The following is a 13,308-nucleotide window of genomic DNA, read 5'->3' on the forward strand; positions in this document are numbered from 1 at the left end:
ATGACCTCCGTCAACGTCATCGACGCCGCGGGCAAGCAGGCCGGTTCGGTCGAGCTGCCCGACGAGGTGTTCGACGTCACGACCAACGTGCCGCTGATCCACCAGGTTGTGGTGGCCCAGCTCGCGGCTGCCCGTCAGGGCACGCACAAGGCCAAGACCCGCGCCGAGGTCCGTGGTGGCGGCAAGAAGCCGTACCGCCAGAAGGGCACCGGTCGTGCGCGTCAGGGTTCGACCCGCGCGCCGCAGTTCGCCGGCGGTGGCACCGTGCACGGCCCGCAGCCGCGTGACTACAGCCAGCGCACCCCGAAGAAGATGAAGGCCGCCGCCCTGCGTGGCGCCCTGTCCGACCGTGCACGCGCCGGCCGCGTGGGCGTCGTCTCCGAGCTGGCGCTCGAGAAGCCCTCCACCAAGGGCGCGCTGACCGTGCTGCGCGGCGTCACCGACGCCCGTCGCATCCTGGCCGTGGTGGGCCGTGACGAGGACCTCGCGTGGGTCAGCCTGCGCAACGTCCCCGAGATCCACCTGATCGCGCCGGACCAGCTCAACACCTACGACGTGCTCGTGAACGACGACGTCGTGTTCACCAAGGCCGCCCTCGAGGCGTTCCTCGGTGAGGCCACCACGGCGAAGGAGGACGCGAAGTGAGCGCCATCGACAAGGACCCGCGCGACGTTCTGCTCGAGCCGGTCATCACCGAGAAGAGCAACAACCTGCTCGACGTCGGCAAGTACACCTTCCTGGTGGACCCGCGAGCGAACAAGACCGAGATCAAGGTCGCCGTGGAGAAGATCTTCGGTGTGAAGGTCGCCGACGTGAACACGCTGAACCGCCCGGGCAAGTCCCGTCGGACCCGGTTCGGCATCGGTAAGCGCAAGGACACCAAGCGCGCGATCGTCACGCTGCGCGAGGGCACCATCGACATCTTCGGCGGACCGGTCGGCTGAGGCCGTCGAGGAGAGAAGGACGCACAGCAATGGCAATCCGTAAGTACAAGCCGACGACGCCGGGACGGCGGGGATCCTCCGTCGCCGACTTCGTCGAGGTCACGCGGTCGACGCCGGAGAAGTCGCTGGTCCGTCCGCTCAGCAAGAGCGGTGGCCGCAACTCCTCGGGCAAGATCACCACGCGTCACAAGGGCGGCGGGCACAAGCGCGCCTACCGTGTGATCGACTTCCGTCGTCACGACAAGGACGGCGTTCCCGCGACCGTCGCGCACATCGAGTACGACCCCAACCGCACCGCGCGCATCGCGCTGCTGCACTACGCCGACGGCGAGAAGCGCTACATCATCGCGCCGAACCGCCTGAAGCAGGGCGACCCGATCGAGCAGGGAGCCGGGGCAGACATCAAGCCCGGCAACAATCTGCCGCTGCGCAACATCCCCACCGGTACGGTCATCCACGCCGTGGAGCTGCGCCCCGGCGGGGGAGCGAAGATCGCTCGTTCGGCCGGCGCCTCCGTGCAGCTGGTCGCCAAGGACGGTCCCTACGCCCAGCTGCGGATGCCCTCGGGCGAGATCCGCAACGTGGACGCGCGTTGCCGCGCCACCGTGGGTGAGGTCGGCAACGCCGAGCAGTCCAACATCAACTGGGGCAAGGCCGGCCGCATGCGGTGGAAGGGCAAGCGCCCGACCGTGCGTGGTGTCGCCATGAACCCGGTCGACCACCCGCACGGTGGTGGTGAGGGTAAGACCTCCGGTGGTCGCCACCCGGTGAGCCCCTGGGGTCAGCCCGAGGGCCGCACCCGTCGCCCGGGCAAGCCGAGCGACAAGCTCATCGTGCGCCGTCGGCGTACCGGCAAGAAGCGCTGATAGGGAGTACGGAGAATGCCTCGCAGCCTGAAGAAGGGTCCCTTCGTGGACGACCACCTTCAGAAGAAGGTGGATGCCCAGAACGAGAAGGGCACCAAGAACGTCATCAAGACGTGGTCGCGTCGGTCCATGATCACCCCGGACTTCCTCGGCCACACCTTTGCGGTGCACGACGGTCGCAAGCACACCCCCGTGTTCGTGACCGAGTCGATGGTCGGTCACAAGCTCGGCGAGTTCGCCCCGACCCGCACCTACCGCGGACACGACAAGGATGACCGGAAGGGTCGTCGCCGCTGACCCCCGGTCAGTGAGCGATGCCTGACGGTCAGGAAACGAAGGACAGACACATGGAAGCCAAGGCGCAGGCGCGGTACGTCCGCGTCACGCCCCAGAAGGCTCGCCGCGTCGTGGACACCATCCGTGGCAAGCGGGCCGAGGAGGCCGTGGCACAGCTGGGGTTCGCACCCCAGGCCGCTGCGGTCGACGTTCGCAAGCTGGTCTCCAGCGCCATCGCGAACGCACGGGTGAAGGCGGACGCCGCGAGCGTCCGGTTCGACCCGAGCGAGCTCGTGATCGCGGAGGCCTACGTCGACGAGGGCCCGACCCTCAAGCGCATTCGGCCGCGTGCCCAGGGGCGCGCGAACCGCGTGCTCAAGCGCACCAGCCACATCACCGTGGTCGTCGCACCGAAGGAAGGGGCTCGCTGATGGGTCAGAAGGTCAACCCGCTCGGGTTCCGGCTCGGCATCACCACCGAGCACCGTTCGAAGTGGTTCGCCGACTCCTCCAAGCCGGGTCAGCGCTACCGCGACTACGTGCGTGAGGACGTCGAGATCCGCCGCCTGATGTCGGCGGGCCTCGAGCGCGCCGGTATCTCCAAGGTGCAGATCGAGCGCACGCGTGACCGCGTGCACGTGACGCTCCACACCGCGCGTCCCGGCATCGTGATCGGTCGCCGTGGCGCCGAGGCGGACCGCCTTCGTGGCGAGCTGGAGAAGCTCACGGGCAAGCAGGTCACCCTGAACATCCTCGAGGTGAAGAACCCCGAGGTGGACGCCCAGCTCGTGGCGCAGGGGATTGCCGAGCAGCTCGCGAGCCGCGTGGCGTTCCGCCGCGCGATGCGCAAGGGCATGCAGTCGGCCCTGCGCGCCGGTGCCAAGGGTGTGCGGGTGCAGTGCTCCGGTCGACTCGGCGGTGCCGAGATGAGCCGCAAGGAGTTCTACCGCGAGGGTCGTGTGCCGTTGCACACGCTGCGCGCCTACATCGACTACGGGTTCTTCGAGGCCCGCACGACCTTCGGCCGCATCGGCGTGAAGGTGTGGATCTACAAGGGTGACGAGACCGAGCGCGAGTACGCGGCCGAGCAGGCCCAGGCTCCCTCCCGTCCTCGCCGTGGTGGCCGTGGCCGCCGCGACGGCGACGCTCCCGCTCCCGCTCGCGCCGGAACGGAGGCCTGAGAGATGCTGATCCCTCGGCGGACCAAGTACCGCAAGCAGCACCACCCCCGCCGCAACGGCACCGCAACGGGCGGCACCGCCGTCTCCTTCGGTGACTACGGCATCCAGGCGGTGGAGGGCGGCTACCTGACGAACCGTCAGATCGAGGCCGCACGTATCGCGATGACCCGCCACATCAAGCGTGGTGGAAAGGTGTGGATCAACGTCTACCCCGACCGCCCGCTGACCAAGAAGCCCGCCGAGACCCGGATGGGTTCCGGTAAGGGTTCGGTCGAGTGGTGGATCGCCAACATCAAGCCCGGTCGTGTGCTCTTCGAGCTGGCCGGCGTCCCCGAGCCGCTTGCGCGCGAGGCTCTTCGTCGCGCCGAGCACAAGCTCCCGATGAAGACCCGCTTCGTGCGGCGCGAGGGTGGTGACCTGTGATGGCAGTGGGTTCGAAGGACCTGCAGACCTCCGAGCTGGACGGTTTCGACAACGACCGTCTCGCGGCGGAGCTCAAGAAGGCCAAGGACGAGCTGTTCCACCTGCGTTTCGCAGCGGCGACCCGTCAGCTGGAGAGCCACGGCCGACTCAAGGAGGTCCGTCGTGACATCGCGCGGATCTACACGATTCTGCGCGAGCGCGAGCTCGGCATCCGCACCGCTCCTGAGAGCGTGAAGTGAGCGAGGAGACCATGGCGAACGAGACTGGCGCCGCGCCCGAGGAGAACGTCGAGGCAGCCCAGGCTGCCGAGGCGCACCGCCTCGGTCACGGTGGGGACCGTAACTACCGCAAGACCCGTCAGGGCTATGTGGTGAGCGACAAGATGAACAAGACCGTGGTGGTCGAGCTGGAGGACCGGGTCAAGCACCCGCTCTACGGCAAGGTCCTGCGCCGCACCACCAAGGTCAAGGCTCATGACGAGGTCGAGGTTGCCGGTGTCGGCGACCGCGTCCTGATCATGGAGACGCGTCCGATCTCCGCCACCAAGCGGTGGCGCGTGGTCGAGGTCATCGAGAAGGCTCGCTGACCACAGGAAACTATCCGTTCGGCCAGGCTCGGTTTGCGCCGAGAACCAGCACGACGACAGGAGCAGGTGAATGATCCAGCAGGAGTCGCGACTCAAGGTCGCCGACAACACGGGGGCCAAGGAGATCTTGTGCATCCGGGTGCTCGGCGGCTCGGGACGTCGCTACGCCGGCATCGGCGACACCATCGTCGCCACCGTCAAGGATGCGATCCCCGGCGGCAACGTCAAGAAGGGTGACGTCGTCAAGGCGGTCGTCGTCCGTACCCGTAAGGAGCGCCGTCGCCCCGACGGTTCCTACATCCGTTTCGACGAGAACGCAGCCGTCATTCTCAAGTCCGACGGCGACCCCCGTGGTACGCGCATCTTCGGACCGGTCGGCCGCGAGCTGCGTGACAAGAAGTTCATGCGCATCGTGTCGCTCGCCCCGGAGGTGCTGTAGAGATGGCGAAGATCAAGAAGGGCGACCTGGTGGTCGTCATCACGGGCAACCGTGAGGACCGTGGGAAGCAGGGCCGCGTGCTCGACGTGCTCACGGACTCCGACCGCGTGATCGTGGAGGGTGTGCGTCGCGTGACGAAGCACACCAAGGTCGGGCAGAGCCAACGCGGCGCCCGCACCGGTGGCATCGAGATCGTCGAGGCCCCGATCCACATCAGCAACGTGATGCTGGTGGACCCCGAGACCAAGCGCGGCACCCGGGTGGGCTACCGCACCGAGGAAGTCGAGCGTGACGGTCGCACGCGCACCACGCGTGTGCGCGTCGCCAAGCGTTCGGGGGAGGACGTCTGATGACCGAGACCATCGAGACCACGCAGGACGCCGCCGTCAAGGTGGCGCCGCGACTGCGTGAGCGCTACCGCGCGGAGATCGTGCCGGCGCTGCGCGAGGAGTTCTCCTTCGCGAACGTCAACCAGGTGCCGGGCCTCGTGAAGGTCGTCGTCAACATGGGTGTCGGAGACGCAGCGCGCGACTCCAAGCTCATCGACGGCGCGATCCGTGACCTGTCCCTGATCACCGGGCAGAAGCCGCAGGTGACGAAGGCCCGCAAGTCCATCGCACAGTTCAAGCTGCGCGAGGGTCAGCCGATCGGTGCGCACACCACGTTGCGCGGCGACCGGATGTGGGAGTTCCTCGACCGTCTGCTGTCGATCGCCCTCCCGCGTATCCGTGACTTCCGTGGGCTCTCGCCCAAGCAGTTCGACGGTCGCGGCAACTACACCTTCGGTCTCACGGAGCAGTCGATGTTCCATGAGATCGACCAGGACGCGATCGACCGGGTCCGCGGCATGGACATCACGGTCGTGACCACGGCGACGAACGACGACGAGGGACGCTCGCTGCTGCGCCACCTCGGCTTCCCCTTCAAGGAGAACTGATATGGCGAAGACCGCGAAGGTCCAGAAGGCGGCCGCCAAGCCGAAGTTCGGCGTGCGCGGCTACACCCGGTGCAACCGTTGCGGGCGTCCCCGTTCGGTGTACCGCAAGTTCGGCCTGTGCCGGATCTGCCTGCGCGAGATGGCCCTGGCGGGTCAGCTCCCGGGTGTCACGAAGAGCAGCTGGTAACAACTACACCGCAGGTCCCACCCACGCGCGCGTGGGGGAAACCACGGTGAGGAAGGGCTAAGGCCCGATGACGATGACAGACCCCATCGCAGACATGCTGACGCGTCTGCGCAACGCGAACTCCGCGTACCACGAGACGGTCTCCATGCCGTACTCCAAGCTCAAGGCCCGCATCGCTGAGATGCTCCAGGCCGAGGGCTTCATCGCGGGGTGGCGCGAGGAGGAGGCCGAGGTCGGCAAGACCCTCGTGCTCACCCTCAAGTACGGACCGCAGCGCGAGCGTTCGCTCGCCGGCGTGCGCCGGGTGTCCAAGCCCGGTCTGCGGGTGTATGCAAAGTCCAACAACCTGCCGAAGGTGCTCGGCGGACTCGGCGTGGCGATCCTGTCCACGTCCTCGGGTCTGCTCACCGACCGTCAGGCCGAGTCCAAGGGCGTTGGCGGGGAAGTCCTCGCCTACGTCTGGTAAGGGAGGAACCACATGTCCCGCATTGGGAAGCTCCCCGTCGTGGTGCCCTCCGCCGTGCAGGTGTCGCTCGAGGGTGACGTCGTGACGGTCAAGGGTCCGAAGGGAACGCTGACGCACCGCGTCCCGAGCCCGATCAAGGTCGAGGAGGCCGACGGCACCCTCGTGGTGACGCGGCCGAACGACGAGCGCGAGTCGCGTTCGCTGCACGGGCTCACCCGCACGCTGCTGGCGAACATCATCACCGGCGTGACGGACGGCTACGAGAAGAAGCTGGAGATCGTCGGCACCGGGTACCGCGTGCAGGCCAAGGGCAAGGACCTCGAGTTCGCGCTCGGCTTCAGCCACCCGGTCTCGGTTACGGCACCGGAGGGCATCACCTTCGCCGTCGAGTCGCCCACCAAGTTCTCGGTCTCCGGGATCAGCAAGCAGCAGGTCGGTGAGGTCGCGGCCAACATCCGCAAGATCCGCAAGCCCGAGCCGTACAAGGGCAAGGGTGTGCGCTACGCGGACGAGCAGGTCCGCCGCAAGGTCGGAAAGGCTGGTAAGTAGCCATGGTCGTCTCGATCAAGAACGCCGGAGCATCCAAGGCCACGGCCCGCCGTCGTCGGCACATGCGCCTGCGCAAGCACATCACCGGGAGCGCCGAGCGCCCCCGCCTGGTCGTCACTCGCTCGTCCCGCCACATGGTCGCGCAGCTCGTCGACGACGCCACCGGCACGACGCTGGTCTCGGCCTCCACGCTGGAGGCCGACCTGCGCGCCAGCGGCGAGGCCAAGGTCGACAAGGCCAAGGTCGTCGGTGGACTCATTGCCGAGCGGGCCGCCGCAGCCGGCATCACGACCGCGGTCTTCGACCGCGGTGGTAACCGTTACCACGGGCGCGTCGCGGCCGTGGCGGACGGCGCACGGGAAGGCGGGCTGACCCTGTGAGCACCGTGACCAGCGCTTCCGACGCGAAGCAGGAGAGGAACGTCTGATGGCTGCACCGCAGCGCAGCAGGTCCGCCGGCTCGGCCGGTGGCAACGAGAACGAGCGGGGCAACTCCCGCAACGACCGCAACAACGACCGTCGCGGCGGCGACCGGGGTGGTCGCGGCGGCCGCGACGAGCGCAATCAGTTCGTCGAGCGCGTCGTCACGATCAACCGCGTGGCGAAGGTCGTCAAGGGTGGTCGCCGCTTCAGCTTCACGGCCCTCGTGGTCGTGGGTGATGGCGACGGCACCGTCGGCGTCGGCTACGGCAAGGCCAAGGAGGTGCCCTCGGCGATCGCCAAGGGCGTCGAGGAGGCGAAGAAGAACTTCTTCCGCGTGCCGCGTATCGGCAGCACCATCCCGCACATGGTGCAGGGTGAGGCCGCCGCGGGCGTCGTGATGCTCCGTCCGGCCTCGCCGGGTACCGGTGTTATCGCCGGCGGTCCGGTGCGCGCCGTGCTGGACTGCGCCGGGATCCATGACGTGCTGAGCAAGTCGCTGGGATCCTCCAACGCGATCAACATCGTGCACGCCACGGTGGAAGCGCTGCGCTCCCTGGAGGAGCCGGCCGCCGTCGCCGCGCGTCGTGGGCTCCCGATCGAGGACGTCGTCCCGGCCCCGCTGCTGCGTGCACAGGCGCAGGCTCGGGCCGAGGCCGCCGCGAAGATCGCTGAGGGGGTGGCCTGATGGCACAGCTGCAGGTGACCCAGACGCGATCCGCCATCGGCGGCAAGCACAACCAGCGCGAGACGCTGCGCACCCTGGGCCTCGGGAAGATCGGGCGCAGCTCGATCCAGGAGGACAACTCCCAGGTGCGCGGCATGATCCGGGTGGTCGACCACCTGGTGACGGTCGAGGAGGTCGACTGATGGCCGAGAGCAAGAAGGCGGCACAGCCCGCCGAGTCCGAGCGCACGCCGGCGAGCCGCACCCTGAAGGTGCACCACCTGCGTCCCGCACCCGGTTCCCACCAGTCGAAGACCCGCGTGGGTCGTGGTGAGGGCTCCAAGGGTAAGACGGCGGGTCGCGGTACCAAGGGCACCAAGGCCCGCTACCAGGTGCCCGCCGGGTTCGAGGGCGGCCAGATGCCGATGCACATGCGGCTGCCGAAGCTGCGTGGTTTCACCAACCCGTTCCGGACCGAGTACCAGGTCGTGAACCTGGACCGGCTGGCGGAGCTGTTCCCGAAGGGCGGGACCGTCACGGTCACCGATCTGGTGGCGGCAGGTGCGGTCCGCGACGGCCACAAGGTCAAGGTGCTCGGCGCCGGCGACCTGGGCGGCGTGGCGCTCGACGTCACGGCCGACGCCTTCTCCGCGTCCGCGCAGGAGAAGATCGTCGCCGCGGGCGGTACGGTGACCACGGCCTGATGGCCACATCGTGACGACAGGGGTGGCGGCGTAGGATCTACGTCGCCACCCCTTTGTCGTCCCACGACCGGTGCGCACCTCGGCGCACCGGCCCATCCAGACCTGGAGGAATGAGTGCTAGGCGCATTCGCACAGGCGTTCCGGACGCCGGACCTGCGGCGCAAGCTGCTGTTCACGATGGGGATCATCGTGATCTTCCGGCTGGGGTCGTTCGTCCCCTCACCCGGCGTCGACTACATCAACGTGCAGCAGTGCGTGGCGTCGACCGCGGACAGTGACGTCCTCGGACTGATCAATCTCTTCTCCGGCGGTGCGCTGCTGCAGCTCTCCGTGTTCGCGCTCGGGATCATGCCGTACATCACGGCGAGCATCATCACTCAGCTGCTGCGCGTGGTGATCCCGCACTTCGAGGCGCTGCACAAGGAGGGGCAGGCAGGCACGGCGAAGCTCACGCAGTACACCCGCTACCTGACGATCTTCCTCGCGGTGCTGCAGGCAACGGTCATCGTGACGACCGCCCGCACCGGCGTGCTGTTCAACGGCTGTGGCGCGGCGGGTGACAGCCTCGCGGTGATCGCGAACGACACCGTCCCGGGCATCCTGCTGTTGATCCTGACCATGACGGCCGGTACCGGCCTGGTGATGTGGCTCGCGGAGCTGATCACCGAGCGCGGCGTCGGGAACGGCATGTCGCTGCTGATCTTCGTCTCCATCGCCGCGACCTTCCCGTCGGCCCTGTGGGCGGTGGCAACGGCGCAGGGTGGGCTCACCACCTTCGCGCTCGTGCTCGTGCTGGCGCTCGTGCTGATCACCGTGGTGGTCTTCGTCGAGCAGTCGCAGCGCCGGATCCCGGTGCAGTACGCCAAGCGGATGATCGGCCGGCGCATGTACGGCGGTACGAGCACCTACATCCCGCTGAAGATCAACATGGCGAACGTGATCCCCGTGATCTTCGCGAGCTCGATCCTGATGCTCCCGCCGCTCGCTGCGCAGTTCGGGGACCCGAACGCCGGGTGGGTGCGGTGGATCGTGGAGCACTTCACCACACAGTCCTCGCCGTTCTACCTCGCGACGTTCTCGGTGCTGATCGTCTTCTTCGCGTTCTTCTACACCTCCATCACCTTCAACCCGGACGAGGTGGCGGACAACATGAAGCGCTATGGCGGCTTCGTGCCAGGGATCCGCGCCGGGCGACCCACGGCCGAGTACCTGCGCTACGTGGTGAACCGCATCACCTCCGCCGGCTCGATCTACCTGCTGCTGGTGGCGCTCCTGCCCACGATCGGCTTCGTGTTGCTGAACATCCAGGGCGTGCCGTTCGGTGGCACCTCGCTGCTGATCATCGTGAGCGTCGGCCTGGAGACCGTGAAGCAGATCGACTCCCAGCTCCAGCAGCGTCACTACGAAGGGATTCTCAAGTGAACCGTCTCCTGATCATGGGTCCGCAGGGATCCGGCAAGGGCACACAGGCCGCGAGGCTCGCGGAGGCGCTGGGCGTCGTGGCGATCTCTACCGGTGACATCTTCCGCGCGAACATCAAGGGTGGCACCGAGCTCGGCACGCTGGCGCAGTCCTACAGCGCGCGTGGGGAGCTCGTGCCCGACGAGGTGACCAACGACATGGTGCGCGACCGACTGCAGCAGGAGGACGTCGCCAACGGCTTCATCCTTGACGGCTACCCGCGCAATGCGGCCCAGGTCGGTGCGCTCGACGTCACGCTCGCCGAGCTCGGCGTGAGACTGGACGCCGTGGTCGACCTGACGGTGGAGCGCGATGAGCTGCTGAGCCGGCTCGCCAAGCGTGCCGAGCAGGAAGGCCGTGAGGACGACACCGCCGAGGCGATCGAACGGCGCCTGGCGGTCTACGAGCAGGAGACTGAGCCGCTGCTGGCTCTCTACGCCGAGCGTGGTCTGCAGGTCAGCGTGCAGGGGACCGGTGAGGTTTCGGAGATCACCGAGCAGATCCTGCAGGCGCTGCGCGCCCGCTGATCCGGTCGGTTCGGTCGGTTCGCCCGTGCGGCCGGCCACCGAGTTGGAGCACGCAGATCCATGGCGTATGATGTCTCGTTGGGTTCGCCTGCCGTGACTTCACAGGGCGCCCGGTGTCGCAAGGCGGCGCCACACTGAGCCAGCGGCCGCAAGGCTGGTCAGCCACCAGGAGTTAGCGGAGGATATGGGGAAGAAGGACGGTGTCATCGAGATCGAGGGCGTCGTGGTCGAGGCCTTGCCGAACGCGATGTTTCGCGTGGAGCTGAGCAACGGTCACAAGGTGCTCGCGATGATCTCGGGCAAGATGCGCCAGAACTACATCCGGATCCTCCCCGAGGACCGGGTCGTGGTGGAGCTCACTCCCTACGACCTGAGCCGCGGCCGGATCGTCTACCGCTACAAGTAACCACCACGAGGAGTCGCCGCCCCTGCGGGCGCGCGGCGGCAAGGGAACCATCATGAAGGTCAAGCCCAGCGTCAAGCCGATGTGCGAGCACTGCCAGGTCATCCGCCGGCACGGCCGCGTCATCGTCATCTGCTCCAACCCGCGCCACAAGCAGCGCCAGGGCTGAGCAGCACCCCACGGTGGCGCACCTGCCACCAGCGTTTCGCCGAGTCCCGCCAGCGCGGGAGACGCCCGGTCCGGAGGCCGGGGCCCCTTGGGGGCGGCGAGGCGACCGACCTCCGGTTGCATGACGAAAGAGTGTGCACATGGCACGTCTAGTCGGCGTCGACCTCCCCCGCGAGAAGCGGCTCGAGGTTGCGCTCACCTACATCTACGGCATCGGTCGCACGCGCGCCGCCGAGACCCTCCAGGCCACGGGCATCAGCCCCGACCTGCGGGTGCGGGAACTCGAGGACTCCCACCTCGTGGCCCTGCGTGACTACATCGAGGCGAACTTCCAGACCGAGGGTGACCTCCGCCGCGAGGTCGCTGCCGACATCCGTCGCAAGGTCGAGATCGGGTCCTACGAGGGACTGCGTCACCGTCGCGGCCTCCCCGTGCGTGGACAGCGCACCAAGACCAACGCGCGCACCCGCAAGGGCCCGAAGCGCACCGTGGCCGGCAAGAAGAAGGCCGGTCGCTAGCAGCCGCCTGACCTCGGTCAGCAGCGGTCCGACGACCTCGACGAAGGAACTCACAGATGCCTCCCAAGACTCGTGCCGCCGCCGGCGGCGCACGTAAGGCGCGCCGCAAGGAGCGGAAGAACGTCTCCCACGGCCACGCGTACATCAAGTCCACGTTCAACAACACGATCGTCTCGATCACCGACCCGAGTGGCGCAGTGATCGCGTCCGCGTCCTCCGGGCAGGTCGGCTTCAAGGGCTCGCGCAAGTCGACCCCGTTCGCGGCGCAGCTCGCGGCCGAGGCCGCTGCCCGCCGCGCGCAGGAGCACGGCATGAAGAAGGTCGACGTGTTCGTGAAGGGCCCGGGTTCGGGCCGCGAGACTGCGATCCGCTCCCTGCAGGCCACCGGGTTGGAGGTCGGTTCGATCTCCGACGTGACGCCGCAGGCTCACAACGGCGTTCGTCCCCCCAAGCGCCGCCGCGTCTGATTCGTTGCCCGGCCCTCGCTTCGGCGGTGGCCGGGCTCGTCGCGCGCCGTCCCGGTGCGCGGCTGTCACCTATTGACGTCATATAGCGGACGTCACAGGAAGGAATGACACGTGCTCATTGCACAGCGCCCCGCTCTGTCCGAGGAGGTCGTGGACGAGTACCGGTCCCGGTTCGTGATCGAACCGCTGGAGCCCGGCTTCGGCTACACCCTCGGGAACTCGCTGCGCCGCACCCTGCTGTCCTCGATTCCCGGCGCAGCCGTGACCAGCATCCGCATCGACGGTGTGCTGCACGAGTTCACGACTGTCGAGGGAGTCAAGGAGGATGTCACGGAGATCATCCTCAACATCAAGAACATCGTCGTCTCCTCCGAGCACGACGAGCCGGTCGTGATGTACCTGCGCAAGCAGGGCCCGGGCACGGTCACCGCCGCCGACATCACGCCGCCGGCCGGTGTCGAGGTGCACAACCCCGACCTGCACATCGCGACGGTCAACGGCAAGGGCAAGCTCGAGGTCGAGTTGACCGTGGAGCGTGGCCGCGGCTACGTCTCCGCGGCGCAGAACAAGGCCTTCGACAACGAGATCGGACGGATCCCGGTCGACTCGATCTACTCGCCGGTGCTGAAGGTCACGTACAAGGTCGAGGCCACCCGTGTGGAGCAGCGTACGGACTTCGACCGCCTGGTGGTCGACGTCGAGACGAAGCGGGCCATCTCGCCGCGTGACGCGCTGGCCTCGGCCGGCAAGACGCTGGTGGAGCTGTTCGGTCTCGCACGTGAGCTGAACACCGCCGCCGAGGGCATCGAGATCGGCCCCTCGCCCACGGACGTCGAACTCGCCCAGGACCTCGCGCAGCCGATCGAGGACCTCGATCTGACGATCCGGTCCTACAACTGCCTCAAGCGTGAGGGCATCCACACCGTGGGTGAGCTCGTGGCGCGCAGCGAGGCCGATCTCCTGGACATCCGCAACTTCGGCGCGAAGTCGATCGTGGAGGTCAAGGAGAAGCTCGCGGGTCTCGGACTCGCGCTGAAGGACAGCCCCGCTGACTTCGACCCGTCTCTCGTGTCCGACAGCTACGCCAGCGAGGACACCGAGTACGGCGACACCTACAACTGA

Annotated in this window: 26 protein-coding genes; all 26 read left to right on the forward strand. The window is 67.7% G+C overall.

From position 1 onward, the window contains the following. Positions 1–645: a 50S ribosomal protein L4 gene (rplD, locus tag ATL40_RS02385; protein ID WP_098468143.1), complete on the forward strand. Its 645-nt coding sequence runs from the start codon at positions 1–3 to the stop codon at positions 643–645. After that, a complete protein-coding gene (gene rplW / locus ATL40_RS02390; RefSeq protein WP_098468144.1) occupies positions 642–944 on the forward strand; it encodes a 50S ribosomal protein L23 in 303 nt (100 codons plus the stop codon). Before rplD ends, rplW begins: the two co-directional genes overlap by 4 nt. A gap of 29 nt (positions 945–973) precedes the next feature. Then, on the forward strand, positions 974–1,810 hold the full coding sequence (rplB, locus tag ATL40_RS02395) for a 50S ribosomal protein L2 (RefSeq protein ID WP_098468145.1): 837 nt from the start codon (positions 974–976) through the stop codon (positions 1,808–1,810). A 15-nt stretch (positions 1,811–1,825) separates the two neighbouring features. Beyond that, complete coding sequence (gene rpsS, locus ATL40_RS02400; RefSeq protein ID WP_098468146.1) at positions 1,826–2,107, forward strand: 30S ribosomal protein S19; 282 nt, start codon at positions 1,826–1,828, stop codon at positions 2,105–2,107. Positions 2,108–2,157: 50 nt separating this feature from the next. Beyond that, on the forward strand, positions 2,158–2,517 hold the full coding sequence (gene rplV / locus ATL40_RS02405; RefSeq protein ID WP_098468147.1) for a 50S ribosomal protein L22: 360 nt from the start codon (positions 2,158–2,160) through the stop codon (positions 2,515–2,517). Next, positions 2,517–3,266, forward strand: coding sequence for a 30S ribosomal protein S3 (rpsC, locus tag ATL40_RS02410; protein WP_098468148.1), 750 nt, complete (start codon positions 2,517–2,519; stop codon positions 3,264–3,266). Before rplV ends, rpsC begins: the two co-directional genes overlap by 1 nt. 3 nt (positions 3,267–3,269) lie before the next feature. Then, positions 3,270–3,689, forward strand: coding sequence for a 50S ribosomal protein L16 (gene rplP, locus ATL40_RS02415; RefSeq protein ID WP_098468149.1), 420 nt, complete (start codon positions 3,270–3,272; stop codon positions 3,687–3,689). Continuing rightward, on the forward strand, positions 3,689–3,928 hold the full coding sequence (gene rpmC / locus ATL40_RS02420; protein ID WP_098468150.1) for a 50S ribosomal protein L29: 240 nt from the start codon (positions 3,689–3,691) through the stop codon (positions 3,926–3,928). Before rplP ends, rpmC begins: the two co-directional genes overlap by 1 nt. A gap of 11 nt (positions 3,929–3,939) precedes the next feature. Next, the gene (gene rpsQ / locus ATL40_RS02425; protein ID WP_098470223.1) at positions 3,940–4,275 is read left to right on the forward strand and encodes a 30S ribosomal protein S17; all 336 of its coding nucleotides are present in this window, start codon (positions 3,940–3,942) and stop codon (positions 4,273–4,275) included. Between the two features lie 70 nt (positions 4,276–4,345). Further along, positions 4,346–4,714, forward strand: a complete 369-nt coding sequence (gene rplN, locus ATL40_RS02430) for a 50S ribosomal protein L14 (RefSeq protein ID WP_098468151.1) — start codon at positions 4,346–4,348, stop codon at positions 4,712–4,714. Between the two features lie 2 nt (positions 4,715–4,716). Beyond that, on the forward strand, positions 4,717–5,064 hold the full coding sequence (gene rplX, locus ATL40_RS02435) for a 50S ribosomal protein L24 (protein ID WP_098468152.1): 348 nt from the start codon (positions 4,717–4,719) through the stop codon (positions 5,062–5,064). Further along, a complete protein-coding gene (rplE, locus tag ATL40_RS02440) occupies positions 5,064–5,651 on the forward strand; it encodes a 50S ribosomal protein L5 (RefSeq protein WP_098468153.1) in 588 nt (195 codons plus the stop codon). Before rplX ends, rplE begins: the two co-directional genes overlap by 1 nt. A gap of 1 nt (position 5,652) precedes the next feature. Beyond that, positions 5,653–5,838, forward strand: a complete 186-nt coding sequence (locus ATL40_RS02445; RefSeq protein ID WP_098468154.1) for a type Z 30S ribosomal protein S14 — start codon at positions 5,653–5,655, stop codon at positions 5,836–5,838. Between the two features lie 67 nt (positions 5,839–5,905). After that, positions 5,906–6,304 carry a 30S ribosomal protein S8 gene (rpsH, locus tag ATL40_RS02450; RefSeq protein ID WP_098468155.1) on the forward strand — a complete coding sequence of 133 codons (399 nt, stop codon included), beginning with the start codon at positions 5,906–5,908 and terminating at the stop codon, positions 6,302–6,304. Between the two features lie 12 nt (positions 6,305–6,316). Further along, positions 6,317–6,853, forward strand: coding sequence for a 50S ribosomal protein L6 (gene rplF / locus ATL40_RS02455; RefSeq protein ID WP_098468156.1), 537 nt, complete (start codon positions 6,317–6,319; stop codon positions 6,851–6,853). Between the two features lie 2 nt (positions 6,854–6,855). Beyond that, positions 6,856–7,233, forward strand: coding sequence for a 50S ribosomal protein L18 (gene rplR / locus ATL40_RS02460; protein ID WP_098468157.1), 378 nt, complete (start codon positions 6,856–6,858; stop codon positions 7,231–7,233). A gap of 46 nt (positions 7,234–7,279) precedes the next feature. Further along, positions 7,280–7,960 carry a 30S ribosomal protein S5 gene (gene rpsE, locus ATL40_RS02465; RefSeq protein ID WP_098468158.1) on the forward strand — a complete coding sequence of 227 codons (681 nt, stop codon included), beginning with the start codon at positions 7,280–7,282 and terminating at the stop codon, positions 7,958–7,960. After that, positions 7,960–8,142 (forward strand): 50S ribosomal protein L30, encoded by a 183-nt coding sequence (gene rpmD, locus ATL40_RS02470; RefSeq protein ID WP_098468159.1) that lies wholly within the window; start codon positions 7,960–7,962, stop codon positions 8,140–8,142. Before rpsE ends, rpmD begins: the two co-directional genes overlap by 1 nt. Beyond that, a complete protein-coding gene (gene rplO / locus ATL40_RS02475) occupies positions 8,142–8,642 on the forward strand; it encodes a 50S ribosomal protein L15 (protein WP_098468160.1) in 501 nt (166 codons plus the stop codon). Before rpmD ends, rplO begins: the two co-directional genes overlap by 1 nt. A 114-nt stretch (positions 8,643–8,756) precedes the next feature. Beyond that, positions 8,757–10,064 carry a preprotein translocase subunit SecY gene (secY, locus tag ATL40_RS02480; RefSeq protein WP_098468161.1) on the forward strand — a complete coding sequence of 436 codons (1,308 nt, stop codon included), beginning with the start codon at positions 8,757–8,759 and terminating at the stop codon, positions 10,062–10,064. Next, on the forward strand, positions 10,061–10,630 hold the full coding sequence (locus ATL40_RS02485; protein WP_245866618.1) for an adenylate kinase: 570 nt from the start codon (positions 10,061–10,063) through the stop codon (positions 10,628–10,630). Before secY ends, ATL40_RS02485 begins: the two co-directional genes overlap by 4 nt. A gap of 184 nt (positions 10,631–10,814) precedes the next feature. Further along, positions 10,815–11,036 (forward strand): translation initiation factor IF-1, encoded by a 222-nt coding sequence (gene infA, locus ATL40_RS02490; RefSeq protein WP_098468162.1) that lies wholly within the window; start codon positions 10,815–10,817, stop codon positions 11,034–11,036. Positions 11,037–11,088: 52 nt separating this feature from the next. Then, entirely contained in the window at positions 11,089–11,202 is a 114-nt protein-coding gene (gene rpmJ / locus ATL40_RS02495) for a 50S ribosomal protein L36 (RefSeq protein WP_098468163.1), read from the forward strand. Between the two features lie 139 nt (positions 11,203–11,341). Continuing rightward, entirely contained in the window at positions 11,342–11,719 is a 378-nt protein-coding gene (gene rpsM, locus ATL40_RS02500; RefSeq protein WP_098468164.1) for a 30S ribosomal protein S13, read from the forward strand. A 56-nt stretch (positions 11,720–11,775) separates the two neighbouring features. Further along, a complete protein-coding gene (gene rpsK, locus ATL40_RS02505; RefSeq protein WP_098468165.1) occupies positions 11,776–12,186 on the forward strand; it encodes a 30S ribosomal protein S11 in 411 nt (136 codons plus the stop codon). Positions 12,187–12,297: 111 nt separating this feature from the next. Then, positions 12,298–13,308 carry a DNA-directed RNA polymerase subunit alpha gene (locus ATL40_RS02510; RefSeq protein WP_098468166.1) on the forward strand — a complete coding sequence of 337 codons (1,011 nt, stop codon included), beginning with the start codon at positions 12,298–12,300 and terminating at the stop codon, positions 13,306–13,308.

It is taken from the genome of Serinibacter salmoneus (assembly GCF_002563925.1).
Lineage (GTDB): Bacteria > Actinomycetota > Actinomycetes > Actinomycetales > Beutenbergiaceae > Serinibacter > Serinibacter salmoneus.